The organism is Pelagihabitans pacificus (genome assembly GCF_009371985.2).
Lineage (GTDB): Bacteria > Bacteroidota > Bacteroidia > Flavobacteriales > Flavobacteriaceae > Pelagihabitans > Pelagihabitans pacificus.
The window spans coordinates 474455-500416 of the sequence record NZ_VIKU02000003.1 but is presented as its reverse complement, the minus strand read 5'-3'; the positions used below and the strand labels follow the sequence as shown (position 1 = coordinate 500416).

Sequence of the window (25962 nt, the reverse complement as noted above, 5' to 3'; positions counted from 1 at the left end):
GGACAATTTATGGGGTATATAATCGGCACATTACTACATTTACCTATTAAAAAATTGAAGCTTTGAGTAACATCATCATCATTGGCGGAGGCATTGTGGGCTTGAGTTCCGCTTATTTTTTGCAGAAAGAAGGTCATCAGGTAACCGTAATCGACAAATCGGATATTAGCTCGGGCGCTTCCTTTGTCAATGCGGGCTATATTACCCCCAGCCATATTATTCCTTTGGCCTCCCCGGGAATGATCGCAATGGGTATTAAAATGATGTTCAATTCCGCGAGTCCCTTTTACATGAAACCTCGTTGGGATACCGATTTTTTTAAATGGTCCTGGTTTTTTCATAAATCGTCTACCAAAGCAAAGGTCGAGAAGGCGATTCCGGTTATCAAGGACATCAACATTTTGAGTAGGGGACTGTTTGAAGAAATCAAGGCGTCTGGGGATCTGGGTGATTTTCAATTGGAACGTAAGGGATTGTTAATGCTTTATAAGACCGATGCTTCGTACCATCATGAAAGGGAGGTCGCCGAGAAAGCCAGTTTTTTGGGGTTGGAAGTTGCCGAACTTAATCAAGCCCAGTTGGCCGCCATCGAACCGGACATCGAAATTGATGCCAAAGGTGCCATCCACTACGAATGCGATGGGCACACGACCCCGACCGAAATCATGCCCAAATTATTGGCGTACCTCAAGAAAACGGGAGTTCAGGTTAAAACGAATGAAGAAGTTGTGGATATTGGTTTCAAAGGACAAAATATCGACCAGATAACAACCACCAAAGGCTCCTATACGGCTGACGAAGTAGTCTTGGCAGCAGGATCTTGGAGCGGGGAACTATCCAAAAAACTACGCATTGAATTGCCTTTGCAGGCTGGAAAGGGATATCGTATCAACGTGCACCGACCAACGGGAATCTCAATGCCGGCCATATTGATGGAAGCTAAAATGGCGGTTACTCCGATGAAAGGTTTTACCCGTTTCGCCGGGACCATGGAATTCTCCGGAATCAACACCAAAATCAGAAAGGAAAGAGTGCTCGCGATTGCCAAGGGCGCCAAATCTTTTTACCCTAATTTGGAAATACACCAAGCGGAAATCGATGCGGCCCAGACAGGTATGCGACCGGTCTCCCCAGATGGACTTCCCTACATCGGTAGGTCTTCCGCCTACAAGAATCTCACCTTTGCCACGGGTCATGCTATGATGGGATGGAGTTTGGGTCCGGCTACCGGTAAGCTCGTATCCGAGGTAATCGGCGGAAAGAAAACGTCTATGGATATTGCCGCATTTCAACCGGAGCGGAGATTTTAAAGCCTTTAAAATATAAAAGCCCCAGTCCTTACTTACACCAGGCTGGGGCTTTTACTATCTTACAAGAACATTCAATCGTTCGATAGAATGCTTAAAATATACCAGAAGAGGAGCATCAATGAAGCAAACAGTCCGAGCGATGCGGCTACATATTGGTTTTCTTGATACTTGTGGATCATATTGGAAGTTTGATATAAGATAGAGCCCGAGGCCAAGACCACCATTCCAACACTGAACCAAAGGCCAAGATTGAATCCGAAGAGGGTGCCTGCAACAATCAATCCGAGGGCGATACAAAATCCGATGGTGAGAATCGACCGTAGAAAGGAAAAGTCTTTTTTGGTCAAAAAAGCGACAGCCGACAAGCCCGTGAACAAGGATAACGTCAAGATAGCGGCCTGATTGAGAATATCGAAAGCTCCTTCCCCGGCCATATACATGGCAATGAAAATTAGTGGGATAAAAATGAACGCTTCCGCGATAACATACAGTACCAGACCGGCATAGTGCAGATGGGTATTCGTACTGCCAAGTGCCAGTCGTTCCGCATAATTGGTCACAAACATGAAGCCCCCTAGCAATAAGAGCCAGCTATAACCACCGGTAAGGGAGAGGGCAAAGTTCACGACCGCATCAATTTGAAAAAAGAATGTTTCCACTAGGATAAATAGCAAAACAGCACCTGCCAGGTGGGTATAGGTTTTTTTGTAAAAGGTGACACGTGCTTCGTCGGTAAGTTCACTTACCATTGGTACATTGGGGGTTTGGTGATTTTCCATAAAAATTAGGTTGTATAGATTATGTTTCCCAAACGCTGTGATTCCAAAAAGCGTGTACGCATTGGATGAACCACCATTTTTTTCGATTTGGGAAATCCAACAGAAGTATAATGCCCGTTTGAAACCTATAGCTCCACTTTACATCAAACGAATCCAGGCAGATTTCAACTTCAGGGATAACCCCTGAATGATTAAACCCCGCTAAATGCCCCGAATCCCCCATCGACAGGTAAGACGATTCCCGTGATAAAACGGGCCGTATCGCTACATAAAAAATGAATGGCCCCATTCAGTTCTTCTGCCCTTCCGAACCGCCCCATAGGTGTGTTTTTGATAATGGTTTCACCACGCTGCGTATAGGAACCATTGGGATTGGTCAAGAGGTCCTTGTTCTGTTTTCCTATAAAAAAACCTGGCGCGATCGCGTTCACGCGAATGGCATCACCATATTTGGTGGCCATTTCAACGGCCATCCAGCGGGTAAAATTTTCCATGGCCGCTTTGGCGGCGGAATAGCCCGCGACCCTCGTGATTGCCCTTTCTACGGCCATTGAAGAGTAGTTGATGATGACTCCTTCCTTTTGACGGGCCATGACTTCCCCAAAAACAAGCGAGGGCAACACCGTTCCATTTAGATTCAGGTCGACCACTTTATTGAAGTCGGAAATTGACATTTCAAAAACGCTTTGGTCCGGGGCAATGGTAGCTCCCGGGAGATTACCTCCGGCTACATTAAGCAAGATATCGATACGGCCGAAATCCTTGAGAATAGCTTCCCTCACCTTTTGCAAGGAATCTTTTGAGAGGATATCCACGGGATATGCCCTCGCACGATCACCGTCCTTCCCCAATACCTCCATTAAAGAGGCCACAGCTTCCGTTTTTCTGGATAATAAGACCAATCGTACCCCCGCATTTGCCAAACTTTCGGCAATGCTTCCCGCCAAGGCACCACTGGCTCCTGTGATAATTGCAACTTTGTTTTCTATACTGAACATATTGGTATACTAAATGGATTGGGTGGCCCAAGATATAACAATATCCCTTTAAAAAGTAGTACCGAGTGGGACGATGTTTTATCCCTTTAAATCACCTATATTTAAGGTATTGGATTAAAAAGGTTAGTATGCAGATCTATAAGACGGCCGAAGGTGCGATCATTAAGAAAGAAAATAAGGTATATGTCAAAGAAGTCAACGATTGGGATGCGTTTATCAACCGCACAGGTCTTCATAAAGCACTACTGGCTGAAATCGAGGAGTTGCCAACAGTAGGGGACGGCCAGTTAGGGAATATTACAGAACCCCCTATGGGAAATCAGGAGATATGGGCCTCCGGGGTTACCTATAAACGCAGTAAAGAGGCACGGATGGAAGAGTCCCGAAAAGCGGGTGGAGGAAGTTTTTATGACAGGGTGTACGATGCCGAACGCCCCGAACTTTTTTTCAAGGCTACTGCCCAACGTACCGTGGGTAACCATGGGACCGTGCGGATTCGGAAAGATTCGCATTGGGATGTTCCAGAACCCGAATTGACCCTATTTATCTGCTCTGAAGGAACTATCGAAGGGTATACCGTGGGAAATGATATGAGTTCACGCAGTATCGAGGGAGAAAACCCCCTATACCTCCCACAGGCCAAAACATATGAGGGTTGTGCCAGTATAGGCCCCTGTATTTACGTGCCCGAAGCACCGATTGCCTCGGACACAAAAATCGCCATTCAGATTTTAAGGGGAGGCACCGTGGTTTTTACTGGAGATATCGGAATTGATCAGATGAAACGACAGCACCAAGACCTGGTCGACTTTTTGTTCAGGGAGTGTGAGTTCCCGAACGGCTGTTTTCTGATGACGGGAACAGGAATCGTTCCGCCCGACGATTTCAGTCTCCAAGTAGGGGATGAGGTTCAGATTACTATAGATGGTATAGGCACTTTAATAAATTTTGTTGGGTAAGACGGCAACATTCATAAGGCTAATAATGCAAGCCCCGTGGTTGGTGGTGGTAGGTCTTCTTGTGCTTTCCTGCAAGGAAACGAACGAGCGCCCCATCAAAAAAATCGCTGCGATTTCAAGGCCCAATATCATCTTCATACTCGCCGATGACTTGGGGTACGGTGATGTAGGTTGCTATGGACAGCAAAAAATACAAACCCCGGAAATCGACCAAATGGCCAATGAAGGGCTGCGATTTACAGATTATTATGCCGGGAATACGGTATGCGCACCTTCTAGGGCCTCCTTACTTACCGGACTTCACCAAGGTCATGCGCCCGTACGTGGAAATAACAACAATGTACTGGGAGAAACGGATGTCACCTTTTCGCGTATGGCCCAGGATGCCGGTTATGAAACAGCACTTATCGGAAAATGGGGCCTAGGGGAAGTTGGTACTTCGGGAGAACCAAACCAACACGGCTTCGACCACTATTTTGGATATCTCAACCAAGTTAGGGCGCATAACTATTACCCCGACTATTTGATAAGGAACGGACAAAAAGTGCCGCTGTCGAATAAAATAGTAATGGCAACGGAGGGATACGCAAAGGGGGTAGGCCAGGCCGCCGTGGAAAAAAACGATTATTCCCATGACCTTTTTATACAAGAGGCCTTGGAGTTTTTGGAAAAGCCAAGGGACCGTCCGTTTCTTCTTTATTTGCCCTTGACCATTCCACATGCCAATAATGAGGGGCATCTTGTTGCCGAACACGGTATGGAAGTACCCGATAGCGGAATCTATGGGAAAACGGATTGGCCAGAGGTAGAAAAATCAAAGGCCGCGATGATTAGCTTACTGGACAAGGATGTGGGCCGAATTTTAGATAAGCTCAACGAGCTTGAACTGGAACAAAACACCTTGGTAATATTTACCAGTGACAACGGTCCTCATCGCGAGGGTGGCGTTGATCCGGAATTTTTTGATAGCAATGGGAATCTCCGGGGCATTAAACGCGATTTATACGAAGGTGGTATCAGGGTTCCTTTTATTGCAAGATGGAAAGGAACCATAGCTCCCGGTACTACCACCGGTCTCCCCTCCGCTTTTTGGGACATGCTTCCCACCTTTGCCGAACTAATGGGAGTTGAACCAGTGTTTGCCACCGATGGCATTTCCCTTCTTCCGACCTTAGTCGGCAAGGCTGCTGAACAACGCCCACATAAATACCTGTATTGGGAGTTTGCCGAGGGGAACCATGATGCACAGGCGGTGCGCAGTGGCCGTTATAAATTACTGCATATCCATGAGAGCGATTCTTGGGAATTGTACGATTTATCGAACGATTTGGAAGAACGGCACAATTTGGTCGAAACGTTTCCCGAGATAGTAGAACGGTTACAGGGATATATGGAGGAGGCTCATGTTTATGATGCCGATTATCCTTTGGAAGGAGAATCAGGCAATTGATTCCTTGGTTGATTTGGAAGCAGCACGCGCTCTTTTGACTTCCATTTTTTTAAGCATCCATTCGGGATAATTGGAGGCATCCTCGGCCTCATAGATTCTCAACTGTTGATCTTCTTGGGGCTTTTTCAAGTCGTCTGGATGGCAGCCAAGGATAATTGAGGCAGTATCTACCCCGGAATGGGAGGCACCGGCCACACCATGTGAAAGTATACTGGCTCCACAGAGGTATAGATTTTCAATCTCACTTTTGGCCTTAAAAGCAAAGGGGCCGATATGCTTTAAACTCTTCTCCGTACCATATACGTTTCCGTCGGTAGTATTGATATAGTATTCATTCGTAATTGGTGTACCGAGTTCACTATGCACAATATGGTCTCGAATGCCCGGAACCGCTTTCTCGATTCCATTGAGCATTTTTTGGGTCAACCGTTCCTTAAAATCAAGGTACTCCTGGGTACGGGGTTCTTTTTCGTCCTTGAATTTTTCAAAAGTCTGGTAGTCGATAAAAGTAATCGCTTCGATCGTATGGTGTACCCCATCAAAACTTGCTGGATCTTTTAGCGTAGTACAACTTATGAACATTCCGTCAAAAGCCTCTCCTTGGGTAATATCCGCAGTGAGGATCTCATCATAGAAATCATCGGCATCCCGATTGGGCATCATCCAGATGTTGCCGGAGTCCAAGCCCGCGGCCCTTACGTCCATATCCACCGTAAGGAATAGCATTAGCGAAGTACAGGAGTATTTGGTCTTTTCCAGTTTCTTTTGAAGTTTTTGGCTAAGGTGTTCCTTACCTATCAATTGATTATAGGTAATGCCTACATCGGCGTTCGATACGATGCGGTCTGCAAATAATTGGTTCCCATTCTCGAGTTCCACACCCACGGCTTTTTTCCGGATCCCATTTTCCAATATGATCCTTCTAACCGGGGTACTCGTTCGAATCTCCCCACCATGCCGCTTGATCGCGTTGGTCATGGCCTTGATCAAGGCACCGCCACCTCCCATGGGATAATAGCCTCCTTGAAAATAGTGGTACATCAACGCACAGTGCAATACAAAAGCGGCCTTTCTCGGTTGTACCCCGTGATCTCCACATTGAATATTTAGAATATTTTTAAGCAGGGGGTCTTTTATATGCCAATTAATGACCCGACGCAGGGTGAAAAGTCCATACTTCCCAAAATGCCGGGTGCGATAGGGAAGGGTCAGCTTTTGCCAAAATCCCTTGATGTAGGGTAGGGAATACAGCTCCTCACTGACCTTTTTGGTCAGGTTTAAATACTTGTTGATCCGCTTTCTTTCTTTTGGAAATCGAGCGGAAAGCCTTGAAATCAGTTTATCGAAGTTGGCAGGAAAATCAAAACGTTCCTCCCCGACATGCACGTGTTCATAGGCATCGGGATTCATTCGAAAAAAGACAAGGTCGTTAGCGATTCCCAGACCCCGATAAAGGTCATTGGTGGCTTCGCCCTCGCCTAAAAGGCCAACATAATGTACACCAGGAGTGAAGCGGTGCCCGTTGAGGTAAAAACTATGACACCAACCACCGGGAACATCGTGTTGTTCCAAAACCAACACCTTTTGGCCCTCCCTCGCCAAACAAATTGCGGTAGCCAAACCACCGGCACCCGAACCTATAATGATGGTGTCGTAACTATCGGTGGAACTTTCCTTTATAATGTCGTACCTGTTGGCCACTACCATTGCGGATTTGACATCGAAGATATGGATAATAAATAAAAAATAGCCCGCACACTCAGTTGGATAGTGCTTTTTGAATCGCCTGCTCGACCATGGGTTCCATTACTTGATATCCCTCGATAGTAGGGTGTACCCCATCCTCCGCATATTTTTTGGGAAGACCGTTTCGTTCATCGGTCATGGCGGAATGGTAATCCAGATATATATGTCCGTTCGTCTCGCTATATTCCTTTAGCATTTGATTTAAGGAGACAATTTTCTTCCCAGGTTCCATACCCGGCTTCCAAGGGTAGTCGAAAGCGGGAAGGGTAGAGGAAATGATTACCTTGATACCGTTGGCATTGGCCAGTTCGGCCATCGATTTGATGTTATCGGCAATCATTTCCAAGGTAGCGGGCCCCGTGTTTCCGGCAATGTCGTTGGTACCTGCGAGGATAACCACTACTTTTGGTTTCAAGGCGATAACATCCTGTCGGAAGCGCAACAACATCTGGGGTGTTGTCTGTCCGCTGATACCTCTGTTGATATATGGTTTTCCTTCAAAGAATTCGGGTCGGGAGTTCAGCCAGCCGATGGTGATGGAATTGCCCATGAACACCACCCTGTTTTCCCCCTCTTTGGGCATGCCTACCTTCTCATTGTCTTTTTGAAACTGTTTGAGGTTCGGCCAGTCCTGTGCGAATACCCCCGTGATCATACCGGTTCCGATGAAAAGGGATAGGAGGGTAGATTTTATCTTTTTCATTCTTGTATTTTAATGGTTGCTAAAAGCGCTATACCCAATTAGTGGACCATAAGATATAAAATTACCCGAACAACCCCATTTTTTCCTCTCTGGTCAAGGGTAAGGCCGTTTCTATTTTTTGTCGACTTGGGCGCTGTCTGAATAAGTAAAAAACCATGAATATGCCAATGACCAGATGCAGTGCATTCCCGTTCAAATAATAGGCGGCCGATGCAAAGAGGGCCGGACCTTCGATTAACGCATACTTAATGATGGAAGCTGTTCGGTACGCACCCAATTTGTTGGATATTGGTTCTTCCTTTCCAATGCCTTTTACCATTTTTTGAAACAGCCACTGACTTACGAAATAGCCGATTGCTGCTAGAACCGGGACCGCATAAATAAGGAAATCATCGGCATCCATTTCGGCAATAAAGCTGTTTTGTTGCCAGAAGGCAAAAAATGTTACGATAACAAGCCCTATTAAAAATGATGTGTGTATGAACTTTAGTGTCTTCAAGAATGATTTGGGTTGCATGCCAAGTAGTTAAGTGGTCGTCTAAAATATGGAAATAGTTTGTCAAGCATCAAATTGCCCCGAGAAAATTCCTTGGTAAAGCCGCCATTTGTTCCATCAACTGAAAATACCGGCCTACGTGGATGCCATCTACGACCGCATGGTGTACCTGAACCGAAAGGGGCATCCAAATCTTACCGTCTTGTTCAAAAAACTTTCCCCAGCTAATGCGGGGTATACTATCACAGGGGTGGTAGTGCATGGCGTGCTGCATTCCCGTAAAACTCACCCATGGAAAGGCTGATAAAAATAGATAGTCATCGCGATGCTCCTCGTCTTCGAAGGAGGGGTTGGTCCCCATTGCCGCTATTTGTTTTTGTGCGTTTTCGATGAATATCCGCGCATCCGCGGTATACGCTACAGTGCAGAAACTGAAGACATCGGTTTCCTCCGTTGGTACGGTAAAGGAAGGTTGTACACTTTGGTGTTCCACTACTTCCCCATCCCGGATGCGCCATCGAAATTCTGGAATGTCGTTGGCCGCTTTTGCAATCAAATAAACGATGCTCGAAGAAGTGGGGAGTTCGTTTGATTTTAAGTATGGTAGTAGTTGTGTGATATCCACATTCGCCGTAATGTTGAAATGGGGGTGGTTCATCCCGTTGAAAAAATCGAAATGCTTCCGACGGTGTGGATTGGTGAAATGTATTGATTTCATCTAAGCGTTGTGGGGGTAGTTATTAAAATCGTCATTCCTATTCCTTTGGTGGTGTGATCATTATATGGGCCCGATGCGTGCCAGCATCCATCAACCAGGCATGCCCTGGCGGGGTCGGGGTGGTAGGGAGTCCGGTGGATTCCCCTGTCGCAAATGGCACATAGAACACATAGCGTACATAGGGATCTTCTATTTCCTTGGTTTCCGGATGCACCGTTCCGTTGAAAACACAAAGGGTAGCCTTATCGGGCATTTTCAAGGTACCTGCTTTGACCTCGGCTTCCCGAATATCAAAAATTTCTTGGCCTTCTTTTCCTTCTGCCTTTAACTCCCTACCACGAGCCATGAATTCATCCAATTCCTTATGATAGGCGGCAGTGGAGAACCCTTCTTTCGTGGGGTCGTCGGCCAGACAGATGTAGGCGTTGTTACCTTCCCGCAAGGTGGTAAAACTTCCGTCATTGTCATACCCGTATACTTTGGCCCCATCACGATATTCCTCGGGCGCGGCCATAACGGCCGTTTTTATTTGCCATTCCTTTGAGGGAATGGCTTGCCCACAACTGGTCGCCAAACTTAATAATGAGGCCATCGCAATAATACTTGTCTTTGTTTTCAAAGTTCTATTGTTTGTTGCTTGATACACGTAGCGAGAGGTGTTTCAAAGAGTTTTTATAGGCTTTGTTTTCGATATTGCATACCGGCATTACCATCTAGTACTTGGCGCTTTTCCCGTTCGCCATGGTCCGTTTGATAAAGTCGCGGAGATCATTGTTGGCATTCTCCAGGTCTTCGCGCCGTAAGTACATCATGTGCCCGCTTCGGTACCCCTTGAATTCAAAACGGTCTTTCATTCTTCCACTTGGATCCACCTGCCACATGGTGTATTTGGCATTGAAATAGGTCGTAGCACCGTCGTAATAACCGCTCTGTACCAAAACGTTCAAGTACGGATTCTGTGCCATGGCCTGGCGGAGATTGTCTCTCGTTTCATCATCACTATTGTCCCAAGGCCTCACAGGGCCGAACATATTATATTTGATATCGGTCTTAAATTTTAATTCCTCCTGTAAATAATAGTTGATAGCGGGGGTAAAGCTGTGAAGCCAGGAGGTCAGTTCAGCGCTATAGTCGGGCCCTTCCCCGAACAATTGGCGATCGATACCCAAATAGCGGCTGTCGAGACGGCCAACATTATAGCCGCCTTTCCCTTTCAAAAGATGCTTCCAAAAATAACGTGTTGGTACCACCAAATTTTGATCGATTATTTCATTTGCGGATAAGCCGGAATAGTAGGCCATTTTTTCGGCTACGGCCTTCTTTTCGTTATCCGAAATATTCCAACCCTTGGCCAGAGCGGGAATCAGGGTGTTAATGGTATATTCCTCCGATTCGGGAAGGATTTCAAGCAAGTCTTTTTGCTGTAGCGCAGCAGGCAACGCTTTGTGATGCCAAGCCGCAGCGGTGTAGTAGGGGAGGTTCAGCGCATCGGAAACAGGTCCGTCCTGGCGGATTACCTTGTAATCGGCCGGTGACACCATAATGACTCCATTTAAGTACATCCATTGCTGGTCTTGTAATGCCAGTGAAAGTCCCATGACCCGGGTACCCCCGTAACTCTCACCTATGATATATTTCGGGGAGCGCCATCGATTGTTACGCGTTACAAAGGTGTTGAGCCACTCGGCCAGGTATTTGACATCGGCATTGATGCCAAAAAACTTTTTGCGGTCTACTTCTTCCCCACTTTCGGGGATGGTCCTGGAATAACCGGTATTGGCAGGATTTACGTAAACGATATCGGTGACATCCAACACCGAAAATGGGTTTTGCTTTACCCCATAGGGTTGCACGGGATAGCCTTCGTCGTCGATTTTGAGAATACGTGGGCCCGTATAGGCCAGGTGCATCCACACCGAACCCGAACCTGGACCCCCATTAAAGGAAATCAATAACGGCCTTGCATCCCTGTTTTTTACGTTATTCCTTGTGTAATAGGTGTAGTGCAAAGAGGCGATAGGTTTTCCGTGTTCGTCCCACACGGGTTGGGTACCCGTTTGGGCCGTGTAATTGACAAGCGTGCCGTTGATGGTTACACTGTGTTGGGTGGTCACAACGGTATCGACGGGAAGTTTGCGTTCTTGGGCTTGGGAAGCGGAGAGTGTCAGTAAGGTAAGGGTTACTGTGAGTAGCGTTTTTTTCATCGGAGTTACTTGGATTAGTCATTTTTTAAAAATAGGCAATTCCATTGAAAGTCTTTCTGGTTTTCAAGTCCTTTTGTCCACTACCAACAAGGTGTCAATACCGTTGCGCAGTAGGGAATTATCAGAGTCTATTCAACAACATGATTATATAATTAACTAATAATCAAATACTTAACATTTAGATAAGGGTGAGCTTACGCTAAATTCATTCAAATTTTACCTAGTAACTATTTTTTAAAGTAGGCCTAATTCTTTAACAATATGTAAGTAACACTGGCCTAAGAAACGGTCTCTAGTTTTGGTAACATAATTGATAACCTAAAAAACAGAACTAGTATGATTACGAGAAAATTACTTTTAAAGGTATTCCTAATAACTTGTTTGGGAATTGGATTCCATAGTTGTGATGGAGAGGACGGATTGGATGGTGTCGACGGTGTCGATGGTGTGGATGGCAGAGATGGGTTAGACGGACAAGACGGGGAGGATGGTTTGGATTTGACCCTAGAAGAACTTACTCCACTAACATTCTCGGTAGTACCCGATGATGTTTTTGAACTCAAAGGCCAGTTCGCCGGTAGTGCGGAATTGAAAATGATTATGACCTCTACCGATATTCTACCATCCGACTCTACTTTTGTCTATGGTTCATTTATGGATGGGGCGGCGCTTTATCCGAATCGTAATGGAACCTTTGCGTTTATTAATAATTTGGAGTCTGACTACTCCATTGCACGAATCACCATGAATTCCTCTTTAGAACCTTTGGAAGGGGATTACATCGTGAATGCGACAGCAACGGCCTTCACTGCCCAGTGTTCCGGATCATCAGTAACCGTTGAAGAGCATGGTTTTGGGCCTTTGTACCTTTCAGGTGGTGAGTGGGGCGGCAATGCCAAAGGTGTTTACAGAATAAATCCGTTTCGTTCCACGGATGATAGGGTAGAGGCGGATCGACTTCCCGCCCTTGGGGAATGGTCTACTGAAAATGCCGTCGTTATCGGTAAGAATGCTTATCCCGGACAAACCGTGGTTTTCATGGGTGACGATGATAGTAACAATACATATCCCGAGGCGCACTTTGCCATGTATGTAGGAGGGCTTGGAGACTTAAATGGAGGTGATTTATACGTACTCCGGGGGAAAGACACCACAGAAACCGCTATCGGTGGGGGTGGCCTTAAATTCGAAATGGGGATGATAGAAGGCAATACCTACGAAGTAGAATGGGTGAAAGTGAACGAACGAACGATAAACGAGCTTAACCAAGAGGCCATTGATTCTGTAGCTATTGGTTTTCAAAGAATTGAGGACATCGATTGGAGAAGGGGTTCGGCGGAAAATAATAGGACCGTATTTTTCAATGCAACAGGGCGAAGAAGGCCCGACAATCCTGATTTGGCGAACAGAGGAACCACTTTTGGAAGAGTCTACAGGCTAGAGTTGAATCCGGATGATCCCATAGGAGACGCTACCCTTTCGGTTGTTGTAGATGGCGATGCGGAAGGAGGTATCGGTGACGGTATGCATTCCCCGGATAATATTTTAGTTACAGAAAACTACGTTTATATACAGGAAGACCCTAATGGCTATGCTGAATTTAATCCTGACATACAGGGATATGCGAAATTGTGGCAATACGATATCAATGCCGGTACCTTGGCCGAAGTGATGGAGTGTAATCAAGAACTAGCGGCTTCCCTAGGGATTGGAACTACTACCAACTACTGGGAGATTACAGGCCTTATTGATGTGACCGACATTATTGGTGCCAGTGAACCAACCTTCTTGGGGGGCGCCCAAGTTCATGGTTGGAACTTTGAAACCACACCCGAAACAGCTATAAGGGCAGATGGTAGAAAATTTGTAGATCCTACGGCCATAGATGAGAGCTTGTCACGGCTAGAAGGTTCTTTTCTGTTCAAACTAACCGGACTTCCCAGATAGTATTAAATGTCCAGTGTAGAAAGGGTTTCCAAATTTGGAAACCTTTTTTTAAACCTAAAAATTATTGTTATCGTGAAAACATTTGCCCCCATAAATTCTCTTTTTCTACTGTTGTTTATCCTTGTTTCTTGCATAGGTAAGGAGCCAAAGCCTAAGAAAGAAGTCACCACAAATCAGGTCTCGCTGTTCAATGAAGATATCCGGATGCATTACTTTCAGACATTGGATAGCGCTGCCCACTATATACATAAGTTGGATACTACGCTTTCAATAGAGGTCAATAAAGCAAATTTTCTGAAGAGCAGGGAGTGGTACAAAAGAGCCGAGCCTATGCTCATTGCCTACGATTATGAAAATTATCTTTCCATGAATGCGCCAAATCTTTTAAAGATCGAGATTGACGATTATACCGATATCAAAAAACTCAAACCCAAAAGTTATCAGGTATTGGAGGAGCTTCTTTTTGGGGAGGATGAATTTTCAAAAAAGGAATTACACAACGTAGTATCGTATTTGCAAGCACGGATACCGTATATCCGAAAAAACCACAGCCTTTACAACCAGAGAGATAGGCATCATTTAAAAATGGTCCGGGATGCTATAATCAATATTGCAACAAAGGGGATTACCGGTTTCGATTCCCCAGTCTTGGCCAATTCTTTGAATGAAGCCTCTTATAACTACGAGTCTATCAAAGAAGTAATCAAGATTTACAGGCCCGCCTTTGCCGACGGGACATTATACGAGAAATGGATTTCGGAAATAGATGCTACCATCGCCAGTCTTGGAGAGGGTGCTTTTGATACTTTTGACCGATATCGATTTATCAAAAAGCACACCAACGAACAGTTGAAGCTTATCAAGGCCACGGCAAAGGATTGGGGTATAGCATTGAATACCTCAAGACCTCTGAACCCAAAATCCGAAAACCTTTTTGCAAAAGACTTCTTTAACCTCAAAATGTTCTCACTACCCGGGTCGCCAGCTATTAGCAAAGAAAGAGTTGCTCTGGGAGAGGCACTGTTCAACGACAAAACACTTTCCAGCTCTGGAACCATTAGTTGTGCAACCTGTCATGTCAAGGAAAAGGCATTTACAGATGGCTATAAAAAGGCCCTGGGTACTAATGGGGTCGAGCTTCTTAGAAACACACCTACCTTGTCTTACACGGTATACCAGACCTCATTTTTTTATGACGGTAGAGGCGATGGCCTGGAGGGTCAAATCGTAAGTGTGGTAAACAATGAAAATGAATTTCATTTGGACTTGAATACGATGGGCGAAAGGGTTAGGCAAAATCCAAAGTACAAGGAACAGTTTGAACTACTGTACGATGGTCAGGTCACAGATTTGAACGTGAGGAATGCGATTTCGACGTTTGTCAGAAGTTTGGCTCCTTTTGATTCCAAGTTTGACCGAAGTATGCAAAATGCCGAAGACCTATTGACCGACCAGGAGATTTTAGGATTCAACCTATTCATGGGAAAAGCTGCCTGCGCCACCTGCCACTTTCCACCAGCCTTTAACGGAACAGTGCCCCCAAAATATATGGAGACAGAGTTCGAGAACCTAGGTGTTCCCAAAAGCCCCAGTTTTTCACACCCTGTTCTAGATGACGATTACGGACAGTATTATCCGTTTAAGGTGGAGGAAAAAAAATTTTTCTTCAAGACTGCAACTGTAAGAAATACCAAATTGACCGCACCTTACATGCATAATGGCGTTTATAAAACCTTGGAGGAAGTAATTAATTTTTACAATGTAGGGGGAGGCCAGGGTATGGGTTTGGAGGTGCCTCACCAAACTTTGCCATCAGATTCCCTGAATTTGAGTTCGGTAGAAGTCAGTGCCCTTATTGCCTTTGTGGAATCGTTGACGGACCAACAATTTGAGTAGAATCAAAATTTCTCAAAAACGCCTAGCCCAAATAGCGCGAAATCGTATTTAACGGGATCTTTAGGGTCGAGTTTGCGAAGGTTTCCGTCAAGTTCAACGACCGCCTTGGCGTCATTTTGCTTTCTTTGCAGTAGTTTGAGCTTTCTGGCGACATTGCCGGAATGTACATCCAAGGGACAGGAGAGTTGCGAGGGGTCGATTTGCTTCCATAGACCAAAATCGACTCCTGTGGTGGCATCACGCACCATCCATCGTAAAAACATATTAATGCGTTTGGCGGCAGAACCCTTCAATGGGTCGCTAATGTGTTTGGTAGTTCGATGTAAATGGGGCAATTCAAAAAAGACTTCCTTAAAATTTGAAATAGCCGCTTGTACCGAATCTTTTTGTTGGGTTTTGGCGAATAAGGCTTCCAACCCCCCGTGATTTTGATAGATATTCCTGAGGCTCTTGACAAAATAAACCAAGTCTTCGCCATTGAAGGTCCTGTGTACGAAGCCTAAAAGTTTTTCCAGGTCATGGGCTTCGTAATTTGATACGAACTCCATTGGTGCCGAGTCCATCAGTTGCATCAATCGGGATGCATTGTTGATGATACTTTTTCGATTTCCCCAGGCAATGGTAGCAGTGAGAAAGGCACTGATCTCTATATCCTCCTTACCCGAAAATCGATGGGGAATTTGAATCGGGTCGCTCTCCAAAAACCGGGGATGATTGTATTGCAACACCTTAGCTTCCAAAAATTCCTTGAGTTCCATTTTTATCATTCAGGAGCAATATCAAAAATTTGAAGCAACACAATAGGGCCGATCAAGATTAGATTATAGAGCGCGTGTAAGGCGATGGCCCAAGAAAGACCAAATTTGACCCTGATGACGCCCAAAAAGAGTCCCACGCACAGTTGGGGCGCCACCAACAAGGGGGAGAGCAATAATACCGAGGTGCTTATTTCAAAGTTCGTGATATGATAAAAACCAAAAAACAGGGTCAGTACATAAAAGACGTACCCAAAAAAAACACTGTTCCTGAAAAAGACCATCGGACCCCTGAACAGCAACTCTTCTACGACCGGAGCTACGATGACCGCTGCCCCCAGCAGCCACCAGGGAGAATATTGGTCCATAAAATCATCGATGGCATGTTTACCCAATTCGAGTCCAAAAAGTGGCTCCAAGGTTGAATTTATAATACCAAACAGAAAACTAAACAACAAGGCGAACAGTAAAAAGCGCCAAAAAACCGCTAAGCGATATTGAAAGTCTCGGTTTTCATCTTCCCGATAAACCGGATGTTTCAAAAATTCAATTAATTCTTTACGCATGGGTATTGATGGGGGTTATGGCTTCATTAAATCCAAAAGCACTAAGTATGAACCATCTGATCCGCGCTGCCGATGAGTCCGTCGACCATGGTCAATTTACGGTCTGCCATATCTGCCAGATGCTCGTTATGGGTAACGATTACAAAGGTCTGTCCAAATTGGTCCCTTAGCTTGAAGAAAAGCTGATGCAGCATATCGGCACTTTCGGAATCTAGATTTCCACTGGGTTCATCGGCAAAGATGATGGATGGGTTGTTGATCAATGCCCTTGCCACCGCGACCCGTTGTTGTTCCCCTCCGGAAAGTTCGCTGGGTTTGTGATCGTATCGTTCCGAGAGCCCCAAAAAATCCAGCAATTCCCTGGCCTTTTCTTCTGCCGCCCCTTTTGGCGTTTTTTTGATGAAAGCAGGGATACAAACGTTTTCCAAGGCAGTGAATTCGGGTAGCAACTGGTGAAATTGAAAGATAAACCCAATATGTTCATTTCGGAACCTGGCCATTTCTCTATTTGAAAGCTTGGTGACCTCTACGCCGTTGATAAACAAGGTACTATCTTGCTTGTTCGACTGAACATCCAGGGTGCCTAAAATTTGTAATAAGGTGGTTTTTCCAGCTCCGGAGGCCCCGACAATGGAGACGATTTCCCCTTTTTTAATATGAAGGTCGACGCCTTTCAATACCTGAAGTTCGCCATAAAATTTTTGTATGTTGTTGGCTTTGATCATACATGTTCTTTTGCCGCCCGAAAGTACATATTCAAGGAGACATGGCAAAAATACCTTTTTATCCGATACCTACATTATTCAGACTCCTTGTAAAACATTCATAATAAATGGTTAAATTCCTTTCGACGATTTTATTATCAAGCTTTATTGTTTAATATTTGTCAAAAATGAATAAACAAAAAATAGAATGTTCAAATACATGGCACCATATCAAAGTTTAGAGGAGTATAACATCGATATCACGAACGACGTAAAAGAGCGTTATGAAAGGATAATAGATGAAATAGGGGAGGATGTTTCCCGTGAGGGACTGGTAAAAACACCGGAGCGGGCCGCCAAAGCCATGCTTTTCCTAACTCAGGGTTACAAACAAAACGCTGTGGAAATATTAAAGGGGGCCATGTTCAAGGAATCATACGATGAAATGGTCATCATCAAGGACATTGAATTGTATTCCCTTTGTGAGCATCATATGCTGCCCTTTTTTGGAAAGGCGCACATTGCCTATATTCCGAACGGGTATATTGTGGGGCTTAGTAAAATTCCTCGAATCGTAGACGTGTTTGCAAGGCGTTTGCAGGTGCAGGAACGGCTCACCCATGATATTTTGGAATGTTTGAACAACACTTTGAAACCTCAGGGTGTGGCCGTGGTCATCGAAGCCTCCCACATGTGTATGATGATGCGTGGCGTTCAGAAGCAGAATTCTGTTACTACTACCTCAGGTTTTCGCGGTCAGTTCGAGAAAATAGAAACACGCAATGAATTTTTGAAGCTGATCAGCTCGAATCTTTCCTAAATTTGGTTGAAGTTCCCTAACGTAAAAGTATCGGGGGAAGCCTTGGGAAGGTGCTTTTAGTCTGCAAAAGGATGCTGTAATATCCAAAAGCCTTGGATGGGGATGTAGGTTTTACCACTCGGTATCGCCTATTTAATCTTGGCACTTTTATTGCTTTGTACCCGATGAATCAGTAATTTTCATCATGTCAAAAACTACAGCAAACAAATACAAAAAGCTATATCTAGGGCTGCTTTTTGATGGTATCGGAGCGCTTTCGTTGGCCTTGCCTTTCATCGGGGATTTCGCCGATGTCATCTGGGCGCCGGTAGCAGGTTGGCTCATGACCCGCATGTACAGGGGAAAAGCGGGCCAGGCTGCCGGTTTCATTACCTTTTTGGAGGAGATTGTTCCAGGATTGGATATCATCCCTACTTTTACCCTTATGTGGTTATATACTTATGTTTTAAAAGGAGCAAAAAGGGGAAGGGTCATCGAAGTGGATTAAGTTTCTAGCAGGTTTTTATTGCTTTCAAACACTTGTGGTCATGAATCATCAAACCTTTTGGAAATGGTCAAGAGGCATCTATCGTTTTTTGATAGTCCTCTGCACTATTGCCATCATTGTAGCCATCATTTTGTTTTATTTCAACGGCGATTCATTGTAAGAAGTTTTCAAATGTTTTCTTTCAAGACTACTGATCCTACCCTAAACAGCCACTTATAAAGGATAATGACCGATGGCTCCACCTTTGAAGACCAACATGGAACCACCGTTCATTAAATCGTAATTTCCGGGAAAGCTTTATTCGACCGTGACGTCGAAGCTTACCGCGATATCGGTTTCCCCGCCGGCATCGGAGAGCGTTCCATCATTCGGTTTTTTAGGTTCGTGACGCAGTGTAAACGTCAAGGTACCTTGGCTGGGGGACCCTGCAATGATTCGGAATTCGGTGCCAAGCGGGTTTTGGTCGCCATCGAAATTAGTGTATTCAGTGGTAGCTTCCAGTCCGCCACCGACACTAAAGAAGAATTGATGTTCCTCTGCCTCTTCCTCCACTTCCTCGGTGATATTCTCGGCCGGGGAAACGGTCTCGTTCAAAACGGTTATAACGCCGTTATAAGTAGTATCCGATGTTAGAGGACCGGATACCGTTACCACGGGAGCGTTGGGACCGTCGCCGTCCAAATCCTGGGATTGGAGGGTAACAGGAGTACCTGTTTGGGGGGTCAAGGTCACGTTCAGGGTTGTGATTACCTCCTCTTCGTTAACGACTTGGGGAGTGTCATCATCATTGTCGCAACTGAATGTGAGTAGACCAATGGCCATTGAAAGAATGCTTAGTTGTACTAGTTTCATAGTTGAAATGTTTAAAAATTAATGTAATTGTTAAGGTTCATTATGTTTTAGATGATCCATTTGATACGAAGTGCCAGATTCCGACCAAGGTCATCGGCAAAAAAACGCAATCGGTTCAAATAATCCCGATAGCGGGTGTTGAATACATTTGTAACACGAAGGCCCAAGGTAAGGTCGTTGTTTGCAATCAATGTCAACCTTGTCTCCAGGTCCAAGTCAAGCAAATGATAGGCTGGAGGCGGGGTATTGATGTCTAGAACCACCTGCTCATTCGCTACTGGCGAAAAAACTTCAATATTTTCCGGAAATTCATTTTGTCGAAAAACATAGCGGCTTTCCACTGCTATTCGAAGTTTTCGTAATTGGGGGTTCTGGTACACAAGTCCATTTTCCAAATGTACCGGTGGAACATTGATCAATGGGCCTTCCAAGGTCTCGTCTTTTCCTTTTATAAAGGAAAACCGATGTTCGCTCCGCCATGTAGGCGTCCATTGGGAATAGAGGGATGCATCAATCCCGGCAAAAATGGCGTCAGTCTGTCGGTAGGTCCAAACGGGGAACGCTCCCCGGATAGTAAATTCTACTCCTGAAGGTTCCAGTAAGACAAAGTCATTGATACGATTTACATAGGGGGCGAGGACATATCCCCATTTCTCGGAATCTTTTTCCACCGAAACGGCTATTTTATGGGAGGTTTCACTGGTTATACGCAAATCTCCCAATTCAATCCGTGCCGCCGAATGGTGAAGGCCCTCACTAAACAGTTCGGAGGGATTGGGCGCCCTTTGTGCCAAGGCATAATTTGCCCGAACTTTGGAATCTTCGCCAAAGGTGTGCTCTACACCTGCCGTAGCGGAAAAATTGTGATAATCCAAAACCGGATTGGTCAATAATTGTGATCCAAGGTCCTCTATGATCAAATCGTTAAAATCGATATCATATCCCCTTTCTGCCCATCGGGAAGCCTGATAGAATTTCCTGGCATCTATCCGGCTAAAATCATATCGAAGTCCGGCATCGATTACCCAAGACGGAGAGACATAATATTCGGTAAGTGCAAAAGCCCCAAAATCGTAGCGATCGTAATCGGGTATCAAACGACGTACACCTGTTGATGGGTCGGCACTGTTGTTCTGATACCTTGCCATCAGACCAAGGTGTATGCGGTTTTGTTCACTGGCATCGGCCCTGAAATCGGTGGATATGGTGTGGGTGGTCAATCTCAGGTCAATAGATGGGATGTCTCGCGTCTCCCCTCTACGCAGGTCGTACTCGAATCGCTGATTCTGTTGAAAATCGTATTGCAACGACAACTTTCCAGCTCCCTCAAAGCGTTTATAATAGCTTCCCTTCGCCAAATGATGTGTCACCTCTTGGCTTGGACTGCCGATGGTATAGGTAAAGTCCTCAACGACATTCGGTGTCTGACTGTTGATGGCTTGGATCAGGTCATCGACGTTGCCGATATGGGAGGCCCGAAGGATGGCAATATCCGAATCGAAAAAAGAATAATAGGCTTCCCATCCTTCCTCAAAGCTATTTTTCCCAAGGGAAAACGAAGCTCCAATTTGAGCAATTCCGGTATTGGAAAGAATATAGTCGGGGGCCTCCAAGTCCCCGAAACGTTTATAGGAAGCTTGCCCTTTGATGAACCATCCATTTTTATAGGACTTCGTCAACTCTAGGGTTCCACTGCCACCCCTACCGTTGGTAACCCCGTTCAACAACACCTTTCCATAAAGACTGTCTTGGGCCCTGATTTTTTCGGGTTCGACCAAAATGACCCCACCGATGGCATCCCCTCCGTATTGCAGGGCACCAGCACCTTTGATCAAGGTTGTTTTACCCGCCAGGTTAATATCGATGTTGGGTGCATGCTCATCGCCCCATTCCATATCCTGCATGCGCACCCCGTTGTTTAAAATGGTGACACGGCTACCACTGAGCCCCTGCACAACAGGCTTCACAATAGCGGCTCCGGTGTTGAGGGAGGAAACACCGGTAATCCGTTTCAAGGCATCGCCGATACTATTTCCCGTGTAGCGTTCCAGATCTGTGCTTAGGATCGTTTCTTCTTGGGAGGAGTTGGTTCTTTCCTTTATGGCACTTCCTACCACTTGCACCTCTTCCAACTCCTCTAAATGATGCTCCAAAGTAATCTTTATAAAGGACTCTTCATCTTCGACATCCGCTCTCACGAATCGGGAAATGCATTCAGGGTGGGAGACTTCCAATTCCACAAACCCCTCACAGAGATCATCAATATAAAATCGCCCGGAAGCATCTGTAGTTACTTGCCTATCAAGACCAGTCACCACAACGGAAGCACCGGCCAAAGGGGTTTTGTCATGAAAATCGATGACCGTACCGCTTAAGCTATAGGGACATTCTTGTGCTAAAACAATCGCTACAGACCCAAAGGTCATGAAGCATAGAAAAAGGAATTTCATTTTTGAAATTATTAGGATTACCTGCCAAAATCCCATTTTTGGAAGGGCACTGGGCACTATGGGTCAATATCCTAACAGGGGGGTGGTCTTCCGAAGAGCGAAGCACGCTGAAGCCGTTGATAGGTCAACGCCTGGTAGTCGAATTGGATAGTTGTAGCGGAAGGAATCTCAACAAAATCATACCAATAGTCGAGACTTGGGCTTAACGGGGGGTGTTGGTTTTCGACGGCAATATCGCAGATACTGCAGTGCTCGATAACCGTTTCATCATATACTTCATGGGCATACACATGAAACGAGGAAACCTTGACCGCCAAAAGGATCAAAAGCAGAAAAGATATTCTCAGATAGAAACTTTTACTTTTCACGAGTTAAAAGTAGCCAATATGGATTGTCATTCATGTTAAAGAAAACACAATTTCATTTGAACAGAAAGCCAAGTCCCATCCGGGAAAGCATTTTCTTTTCAAAGTTCCAGAAAAACCGGAATTGGCCGAACATCCATCCGAAAATTACAAGCAGTACCTGATAGAACGGGAAAATCAGCAAAATCCGAAGGGTCCAGTAGAGGAACCCACCAAGACCATTTTCAGGAAAAGCCTCTCGGGCCATACCAATCCATTCCAAAAAGGGTTTGGCGACGTATACCGAGGAGGAACCGGTGATGGCAAAGACAATACAAATGACGATTATTTGAACGTTCGATTCGATGCCCCAGCGTTTCTTTAATTTTTCCATAGCGATTTTTTCGCTAGCAAAGATATCAGATTCTTGGAAGAAACGGCCCCAGCCGTTGGTTGTATTTTCGTTGAAAAAAGATAAAGTAGTTGTATAGCTTATAATTAACCTCATACCCATAATCGATTTGTGGGTTGTAGTCGATTTGTAACAAATAGAGTTGGGGATTGAACTGTCGTGGCATCAAAACGCGTTGGTTCCAATTCATGACAAAAATGGCGTTACGGCTCTCCAGGTAATTCTGTGAATAGTAGCCCTCGGGCCTGGCAATACTTTGTAACCATGTGTAGAAACCCGGTTCAATAATGATGATTTCATACTCGGTCTTATCGCTGGCAATCCGTACCGTATCTTCTGCGGTTTCATTGAAAACCGCTTCTTCGGCTTCCGAAATGGCTATGGTTTTCCTTGTACTACCACAACTCGTTGCAAACAAACCGATCAGTACCAAAAAAGCAAGTATTTTTAGTATGTTCTTATTCATACTTAGGAAGTTACGAAAAAAGCCATTCCACACGGGGAACGGCTTTATTAAAAAATGTTAAGACGTACGTTATTTGCCAAACAGCCCTCCGAGAAGTCCTCCAAGTCCTCCTTTTTTCTTATTACTTCCCATCACCATATCGGCCACATCGTCTAGGATGCTACCATCCCCGTCTGCATCGAGCAAGGTGGTTATAAGGCTCTGATTTTGTTGGGGCTGTCCGCCCAGCATACTTCCAAGCAAGGCATTCATGCCGGAGGCATCGTTGACATTACTTTGTGCGGTTTGTCTGCCAACAAAACCCATTACAATGGGAGCGGCAATTTTTAGAATGTTGGCGATCGATCCCGCATCCATCCCTGATTTTTCACTTAAGGCATTTTCCACTTGTGGCTGTCTGTCGCCGAACACGTGGCCCAAAATACCTGCTCCGTCGTTTACTACCGATTCGTCGACACCACCCCCGAAAAGGCCGCCCAGGTTGTCCAAAATACTTCCATCGTGCTTGTTTGAGAGTGCGTTCATGAGACCTTGTGCCCCTTGTGGGGAAGACTTGACGTTCTTCTTCATGGCCCCTAATAGCAAGGGCATCGCCATACTAAGTACATCGGCGGTCTTGTTTTCGGGTTGCCCAGTTTGCCCGGCAACCCCGTTGATAAGCTGTTTGCCCATGGGGCTGTTCAATAAATCCAGTAATCCTGCCATAGTGTAGTGTTTTAAAAATTGGCTGGTAATGTACAAAAAAGTGCCTCCTTGGCGAAAGGCTTGTGGTATTTATTTTCCCCCACCCAACAAATGGATAATTTGAGTGGCTAATTCGGTACCGATCCTATCCTGGGCTTCTTGAGTGGCCGCTCCGATATGCGGTGTCAATGAGATGTTAGGATGCATCAAGAGGGGAATCTCCGGTTTTGGTTCCGATTCGAATACATCGAGTCCGGCGAAGGCGACGGTACCATCGGCCAGGGCATCCACCAAGGCTACTTCGTCCAAAACACCACCGCGGGCCGCATTCACGATACCCACACCTTTTTTCATCAATGCAAATTCGTTTTTTCCGATAACATATTCCTTTTGTGCGGGGACGTGAATCGTTATGAAGTCGGCAGTTTTTAGAATTTCCTCTTTTGGGACCGAAGTAAAATCGAAGGAAACCGATTGCCCATCGAAAAAGGGAACTTCCAAGCTTGCTTTTTCTATGAATGGATCGGTATACACGACCTTCATACCTACACCCAATGCTATTTTAGCAGTTGCCTGCCCTATTCTTCCAAAACCGATGACTCCCAAGGTCTTTCCACGTAGTTCGCTTCCCTTGGCATACGATTTTTTAAGGTCTTTGAACTTACGGTCACCTTCTAGGGGCATGGCACGGTTCGAGTCATGTAGAAAACGTACCCCGCCAAATAAGTGTGCAAAAACCAGTTCGGCTACCGACTCTGAGGATGCGGCCGGGGTATTGATTACGTACAGCCCCTTTTCCTTGGCATATTCCACGTCGATATTATCCATTCCCACACCTCCGCGACCGATAAGCTTTAAGCCCGGACAGCTATCTATTAGGTCTTTGCGTACTTGGGTGGCGCTACGTACCAACAGACCGACCACCTTATTTTCATTGATATAGTTTGCCAATTGTTCCTGGGCAACCTTTACCGTAATAACCTCGAACCCCCCTTTTTCCAATGCTGACACCCCGGTCTCCGAGATTCCGTCGTTTGCTAATATTTTCATCAGTATATTCCTGGTTGTTATGTTTTTGGTTTCCGATACAAAACGGCTATTGAATAATTCCAAGGCCGTTGTTTTATTGGCCCTGTATATTATCCTTTACGTTCCATTTCACTCATGACATCGACCAGGACACCGACACTTTCCAAAGACAGGGCATTGTACATCGACGCTCTGTACCCTCCAACGGAACGATGTCCGTTGAGGCCGTTGATACCTGCCTCTTTCAGCATATGGTCAAAAGTTTCCTTTAAGCCTTCATCGGCAAGATTGAAGGTGGCGTTCATGTGGGAACGGTCTTCTTTGTTGGCATAGCCTTCGAACACAGGATTCAAATCGATTTCCGAATAAAGCAACTGCGCCTTCTTCTCGTTTATTTCCTCTATTGCGGAAATTCCGCCCAAGTTCTTGAGCCATTCCAGGGTAAGCATCGATACATATACCGCAAATACCGAAGGGGTGTTGAACATACTGTCTTTTGCGATATGCACCTGATAATCTAGCATCGAAGGGATTTTTCTGGATACTTTCCCTAAAATAGCTTCCTTGACCACAACCAAAGTGGTGCCGGCGGGACCCATATTTTTTTGTGCACCTGCATAGATTAGGTCGAATTGTGAAAAATCGAGCTGCCTAGAAAAAATATCGGAACTCATGTCGCACACCAGTGGTGCTTCGGTCTTTGGAAATTTTTTCAATTGGGTGCCAAAAATGGTGTTGTTCGATGTTAAATGCAAATAATCGAGACCTTCCGGGATGGTGTATCCTTTGGGGATATAATTAAAGTTTTCGTCTTTTGAGGAACCCACTTCGACCACTTCACCGAAAAGTTTGGCCTCCTTGATGGCTTTATCGCTCCAAGTACCTGTATTCAAATAGCCGGCTTTGGACTCCATGAGATTATAGGCGACCATCAGAAATTCCAAACTTGCACCCCCCTGAAGGAAAAGGGCTTGGTACCCTTGGTCTTCCAATCCAAGAAGTTCCAAGGCCAATGAACGCGCTTTTTCCATGACGGCTACGAAATCCTTGCTACGGTGGGAGATTTCTATCAAGGACAGGCCCGAGCCGTTGAGATCCATTACCGCTTCGGAGGCTTTTAAAAGTACTTCTTGGGGCAGTATACAAGGACCTGCGCTAAAATTGTGTTTTTTCATACCGGTGCAGAA

The 25962-nt window shown here is 45.4% G+C and carries 26 protein-coding genes; 7 read left to right on the top strand and 19 right to left on the bottom strand.

Features of this window, described 5'->3' with window-relative positions:
* Positions 1-62: 62 nt before the first annotated feature.
* Positions 63-1310, top strand: a complete 1248-nt coding sequence (locus tag FK220_RS12835) for an NAD(P)/FAD-dependent oxidoreductase (RefSeq protein ID WP_152574726.1) — start codon at positions 63-65, stop codon at positions 1308-1310.
* Between the two features lie 71 nt (positions 1311-1381).
* On the opposite strand, the gene FK220_RS12830 is transcribed toward FK220_RS12835, so the two are convergent.
* Together FK220_RS12830 and FK220_RS12825 are read right to left on the bottom strand one after the other, a co-directional pair.
* Positions 1382-2089 (bottom strand): Bax inhibitor-1/YccA family protein, encoded by a 708-nt coding sequence (locus FK220_RS12830; protein WP_152574725.1) that lies wholly within the window; start codon positions 2087-2089, stop codon positions 1382-1384.
* Positions 2090-2280: 191 nt separating this feature from the next.
* Complete coding sequence (locus FK220_RS12825; protein ID WP_152574724.1) at positions 2281-3087, bottom strand: SDR family oxidoreductase; 807 nt, start codon at positions 3085-3087, stop codon at positions 2281-2283.
* A 128-nt stretch (positions 3088-3215) separates the two neighbouring features.
* Between FK220_RS12825 and FK220_RS12820 the strand changes: the two genes are divergently transcribed.
* Together FK220_RS12820 and FK220_RS12815 are read left to right on the top strand one after the other, a co-directional pair.
* Positions 3216-4046 (top strand): fumarylacetoacetate hydrolase family protein, encoded by an 831-nt coding sequence (locus tag FK220_RS12820; RefSeq protein ID WP_152574723.1) that lies wholly within the window; start codon positions 3216-3218, stop codon positions 4044-4046.
* A 25-nt stretch (positions 4047-4071) separates the two neighbouring features.
* Positions 4072-5496: an arylsulfatase gene (locus FK220_RS12815; RefSeq protein WP_238719007.1), complete on the top strand. Its 1425-nt coding sequence runs from the start codon at positions 4072-4074 to the stop codon at positions 5494-5496.
* Here the strand turns inward: FK220_RS12815 and FK220_RS12810 are convergent.
* From FK220_RS12810 to FK220_RS12785, 6 genes are all read right to left on the bottom strand, one after another.
* The gene (locus FK220_RS12810; RefSeq protein WP_317168333.1) at positions 5485-7197 is read right to left on the bottom strand and encodes a phytoene desaturase family protein; all 1713 of its coding nucleotides are present in this window, start codon (positions 7195-7197) and stop codon (positions 5485-5487) included. The two genes, FK220_RS12815 and FK220_RS12810, sit on opposite strands and share 12 nt — an antisense overlap.
* Positions 7198-7255: 58 nt before the next feature.
* Positions 7256-7945, bottom strand: coding sequence for an SGNH/GDSL hydrolase family protein (locus FK220_RS12805; RefSeq protein ID WP_152574721.1), 690 nt, complete (start codon positions 7943-7945; stop codon positions 7256-7258).
* A gap of 61 nt (positions 7946-8006) precedes the next feature.
* Entirely contained in the window at positions 8007-8462 is a 456-nt protein-coding gene (locus FK220_RS12800; RefSeq protein WP_152574720.1) for a hypothetical protein, read from the bottom strand.
* A 49-nt stretch (positions 8463-8511) separates the two neighbouring features.
* Positions 8512-9159 (bottom strand): chloramphenicol acetyltransferase, encoded by a 648-nt coding sequence (locus FK220_RS12795; RefSeq protein WP_152574719.1) that lies wholly within the window; start codon positions 9157-9159, stop codon positions 8512-8514.
* Positions 9160-9196: 37 nt separating this feature from the next.
* A complete protein-coding gene (locus FK220_RS12790; protein ID WP_238719006.1) occupies positions 9197-9778 on the bottom strand; it encodes a hypothetical protein in 582 nt (193 codons plus the stop codon).
* Between the two features lie 94 nt (positions 9779-9872).
* On the bottom strand, positions 9873-11363 hold the full coding sequence (locus tag FK220_RS12785; RefSeq protein WP_152574718.1) for a S10 family peptidase: 1491 nt from the start codon (positions 11361-11363) through the stop codon (positions 9873-9875).
* 336 nt (positions 11364-11699) lie between these two features.
* Between FK220_RS12785 and FK220_RS12780 the strand changes: the two genes are divergently transcribed.
* On the top strand, positions 11700-13310 hold the full coding sequence (locus tag FK220_RS12780) for a PhoX family protein (protein WP_166204866.1): 1611 nt from the start codon (positions 11700-11702) through the stop codon (positions 13308-13310).
* A 72-nt stretch (positions 13311-13382) separates the two neighbouring features.
* Positions 13383-15206 (top strand): cytochrome-c peroxidase, encoded by a 1824-nt coding sequence (locus FK220_RS20245; RefSeq protein ID WP_166204904.1) that lies wholly within the window; start codon positions 13383-13385, stop codon positions 15204-15206.
* Positions 15207-15208: 2 nt separating this feature from the next.
* Here the strand turns inward: FK220_RS20245 and FK220_RS12770 are convergent, their stop codons facing one another.
* From FK220_RS12770 to FK220_RS12760, 3 genes are read right to left on the bottom strand one after another with little or no spacing between them, the layout of a single operon-like run.
* Positions 15209-15973: a TIGR02757 family protein gene (locus FK220_RS12770; RefSeq protein WP_152574714.1), complete on the bottom strand. Its 765-nt coding sequence runs from the start codon at positions 15971-15973 to the stop codon at positions 15209-15211.
* Entirely contained in the window at positions 15970-16527 is a 558-nt protein-coding gene (locus FK220_RS12765) for a CPBP family intramembrane glutamic endopeptidase (protein WP_152574713.1), read from the bottom strand. Before FK220_RS12765 ends, FK220_RS12770 begins: the two co-directional genes overlap by 4 nt.
* 41 nt (positions 16528-16568) lie before the next feature.
* Positions 16569-17252: an ABC transporter ATP-binding protein gene (locus FK220_RS12760; RefSeq protein WP_152574712.1), complete on the bottom strand. Its 684-nt coding sequence runs from the start codon at positions 17250-17252 to the stop codon at positions 16569-16571.
* 199 nt (positions 17253-17451) lie between these two features.
* On the opposite strand from FK220_RS12760, the gene folE reads away from it, so the two are divergent.
* Together folE and FK220_RS12750 are read left to right on the top strand one after the other, a co-directional pair.
* Positions 17452-18051: a GTP cyclohydrolase I FolE gene (folE, locus tag FK220_RS12755; protein WP_152574711.1), complete on the top strand. Its 600-nt coding sequence runs from the start codon at positions 17452-17454 to the stop codon at positions 18049-18051.
* Positions 18052-18235: 184 nt separating this feature from the next.
* Complete coding sequence (locus FK220_RS12750) at positions 18236-18538, top strand: hypothetical protein (protein WP_152574710.1); 303 nt, start codon at positions 18236-18238, stop codon at positions 18536-18538.
* 297 nt (positions 18539-18835) lie between these two features.
* Here the strand turns inward: FK220_RS12750 and FK220_RS12745 are convergent, their stop codons facing one another.
* From FK220_RS12745 to serC, 8 genes are all read right to left on the bottom strand, one after another.
* Positions 18836-19390, bottom strand: a complete 555-nt coding sequence (locus FK220_RS12745) for a type 1 periplasmic binding fold superfamily protein (protein WP_152574709.1) — start codon at positions 19388-19390, stop codon at positions 18836-18838.
* Between the two features lie 47 nt (positions 19391-19437).
* Positions 19438-21840: a TonB-dependent receptor gene (locus FK220_RS12740; RefSeq protein WP_152574708.1), complete on the bottom strand. Its 2403-nt coding sequence runs from the start codon at positions 21838-21840 to the stop codon at positions 19438-19440.
* A gap of 71 nt (positions 21841-21911) precedes the next feature.
* The gene (locus FK220_RS12735; RefSeq protein ID WP_152574707.1) at positions 21912-22208 is read right to left on the bottom strand and encodes a hypothetical protein; all 297 of its coding nucleotides are present in this window, start codon (positions 22206-22208) and stop codon (positions 21912-21914) included.
* Positions 22209-22260: 52 nt separating this feature from the next.
* A complete protein-coding gene (locus FK220_RS12730) occupies positions 22261-22578 on the bottom strand; it encodes a DUF6787 family protein (RefSeq protein ID WP_152574706.1) in 318 nt (105 codons plus the stop codon).
* 25 nt (positions 22579-22603) lie between these two features.
* Positions 22604-23062 carry a DUF6146 family protein gene (locus FK220_RS12725; protein WP_152574705.1) on the bottom strand — a complete coding sequence of 153 codons (459 nt, stop codon included), beginning with the start codon at positions 23060-23062 and terminating at the stop codon, positions 22604-22606.
* A gap of 69 nt (positions 23063-23131) precedes the next feature.
* The gene (locus FK220_RS12720; protein WP_152574704.1) at positions 23132-23767 is read right to left on the bottom strand and encodes a DUF937 domain-containing protein; all 636 of its coding nucleotides are present in this window, start codon (positions 23765-23767) and stop codon (positions 23132-23134) included.
* A gap of 69 nt (positions 23768-23836) precedes the next feature.
* Positions 23837-24796: a D-2-hydroxyacid dehydrogenase gene (locus FK220_RS12715; protein ID WP_152574703.1), complete on the bottom strand. Its 960-nt coding sequence runs from the start codon at positions 24794-24796 to the stop codon at positions 23837-23839.
* An 89-nt stretch (positions 24797-24885) separates the two neighbouring features.
* A complete protein-coding gene (serC, locus tag FK220_RS12710; protein WP_152574702.1) occupies positions 24886-25950 on the bottom strand; it encodes a 3-phosphoserine/phosphohydroxythreonine transaminase in 1065 nt (354 codons plus the stop codon).
* Positions 25951-25962 lie beyond the last annotated feature (12 nt).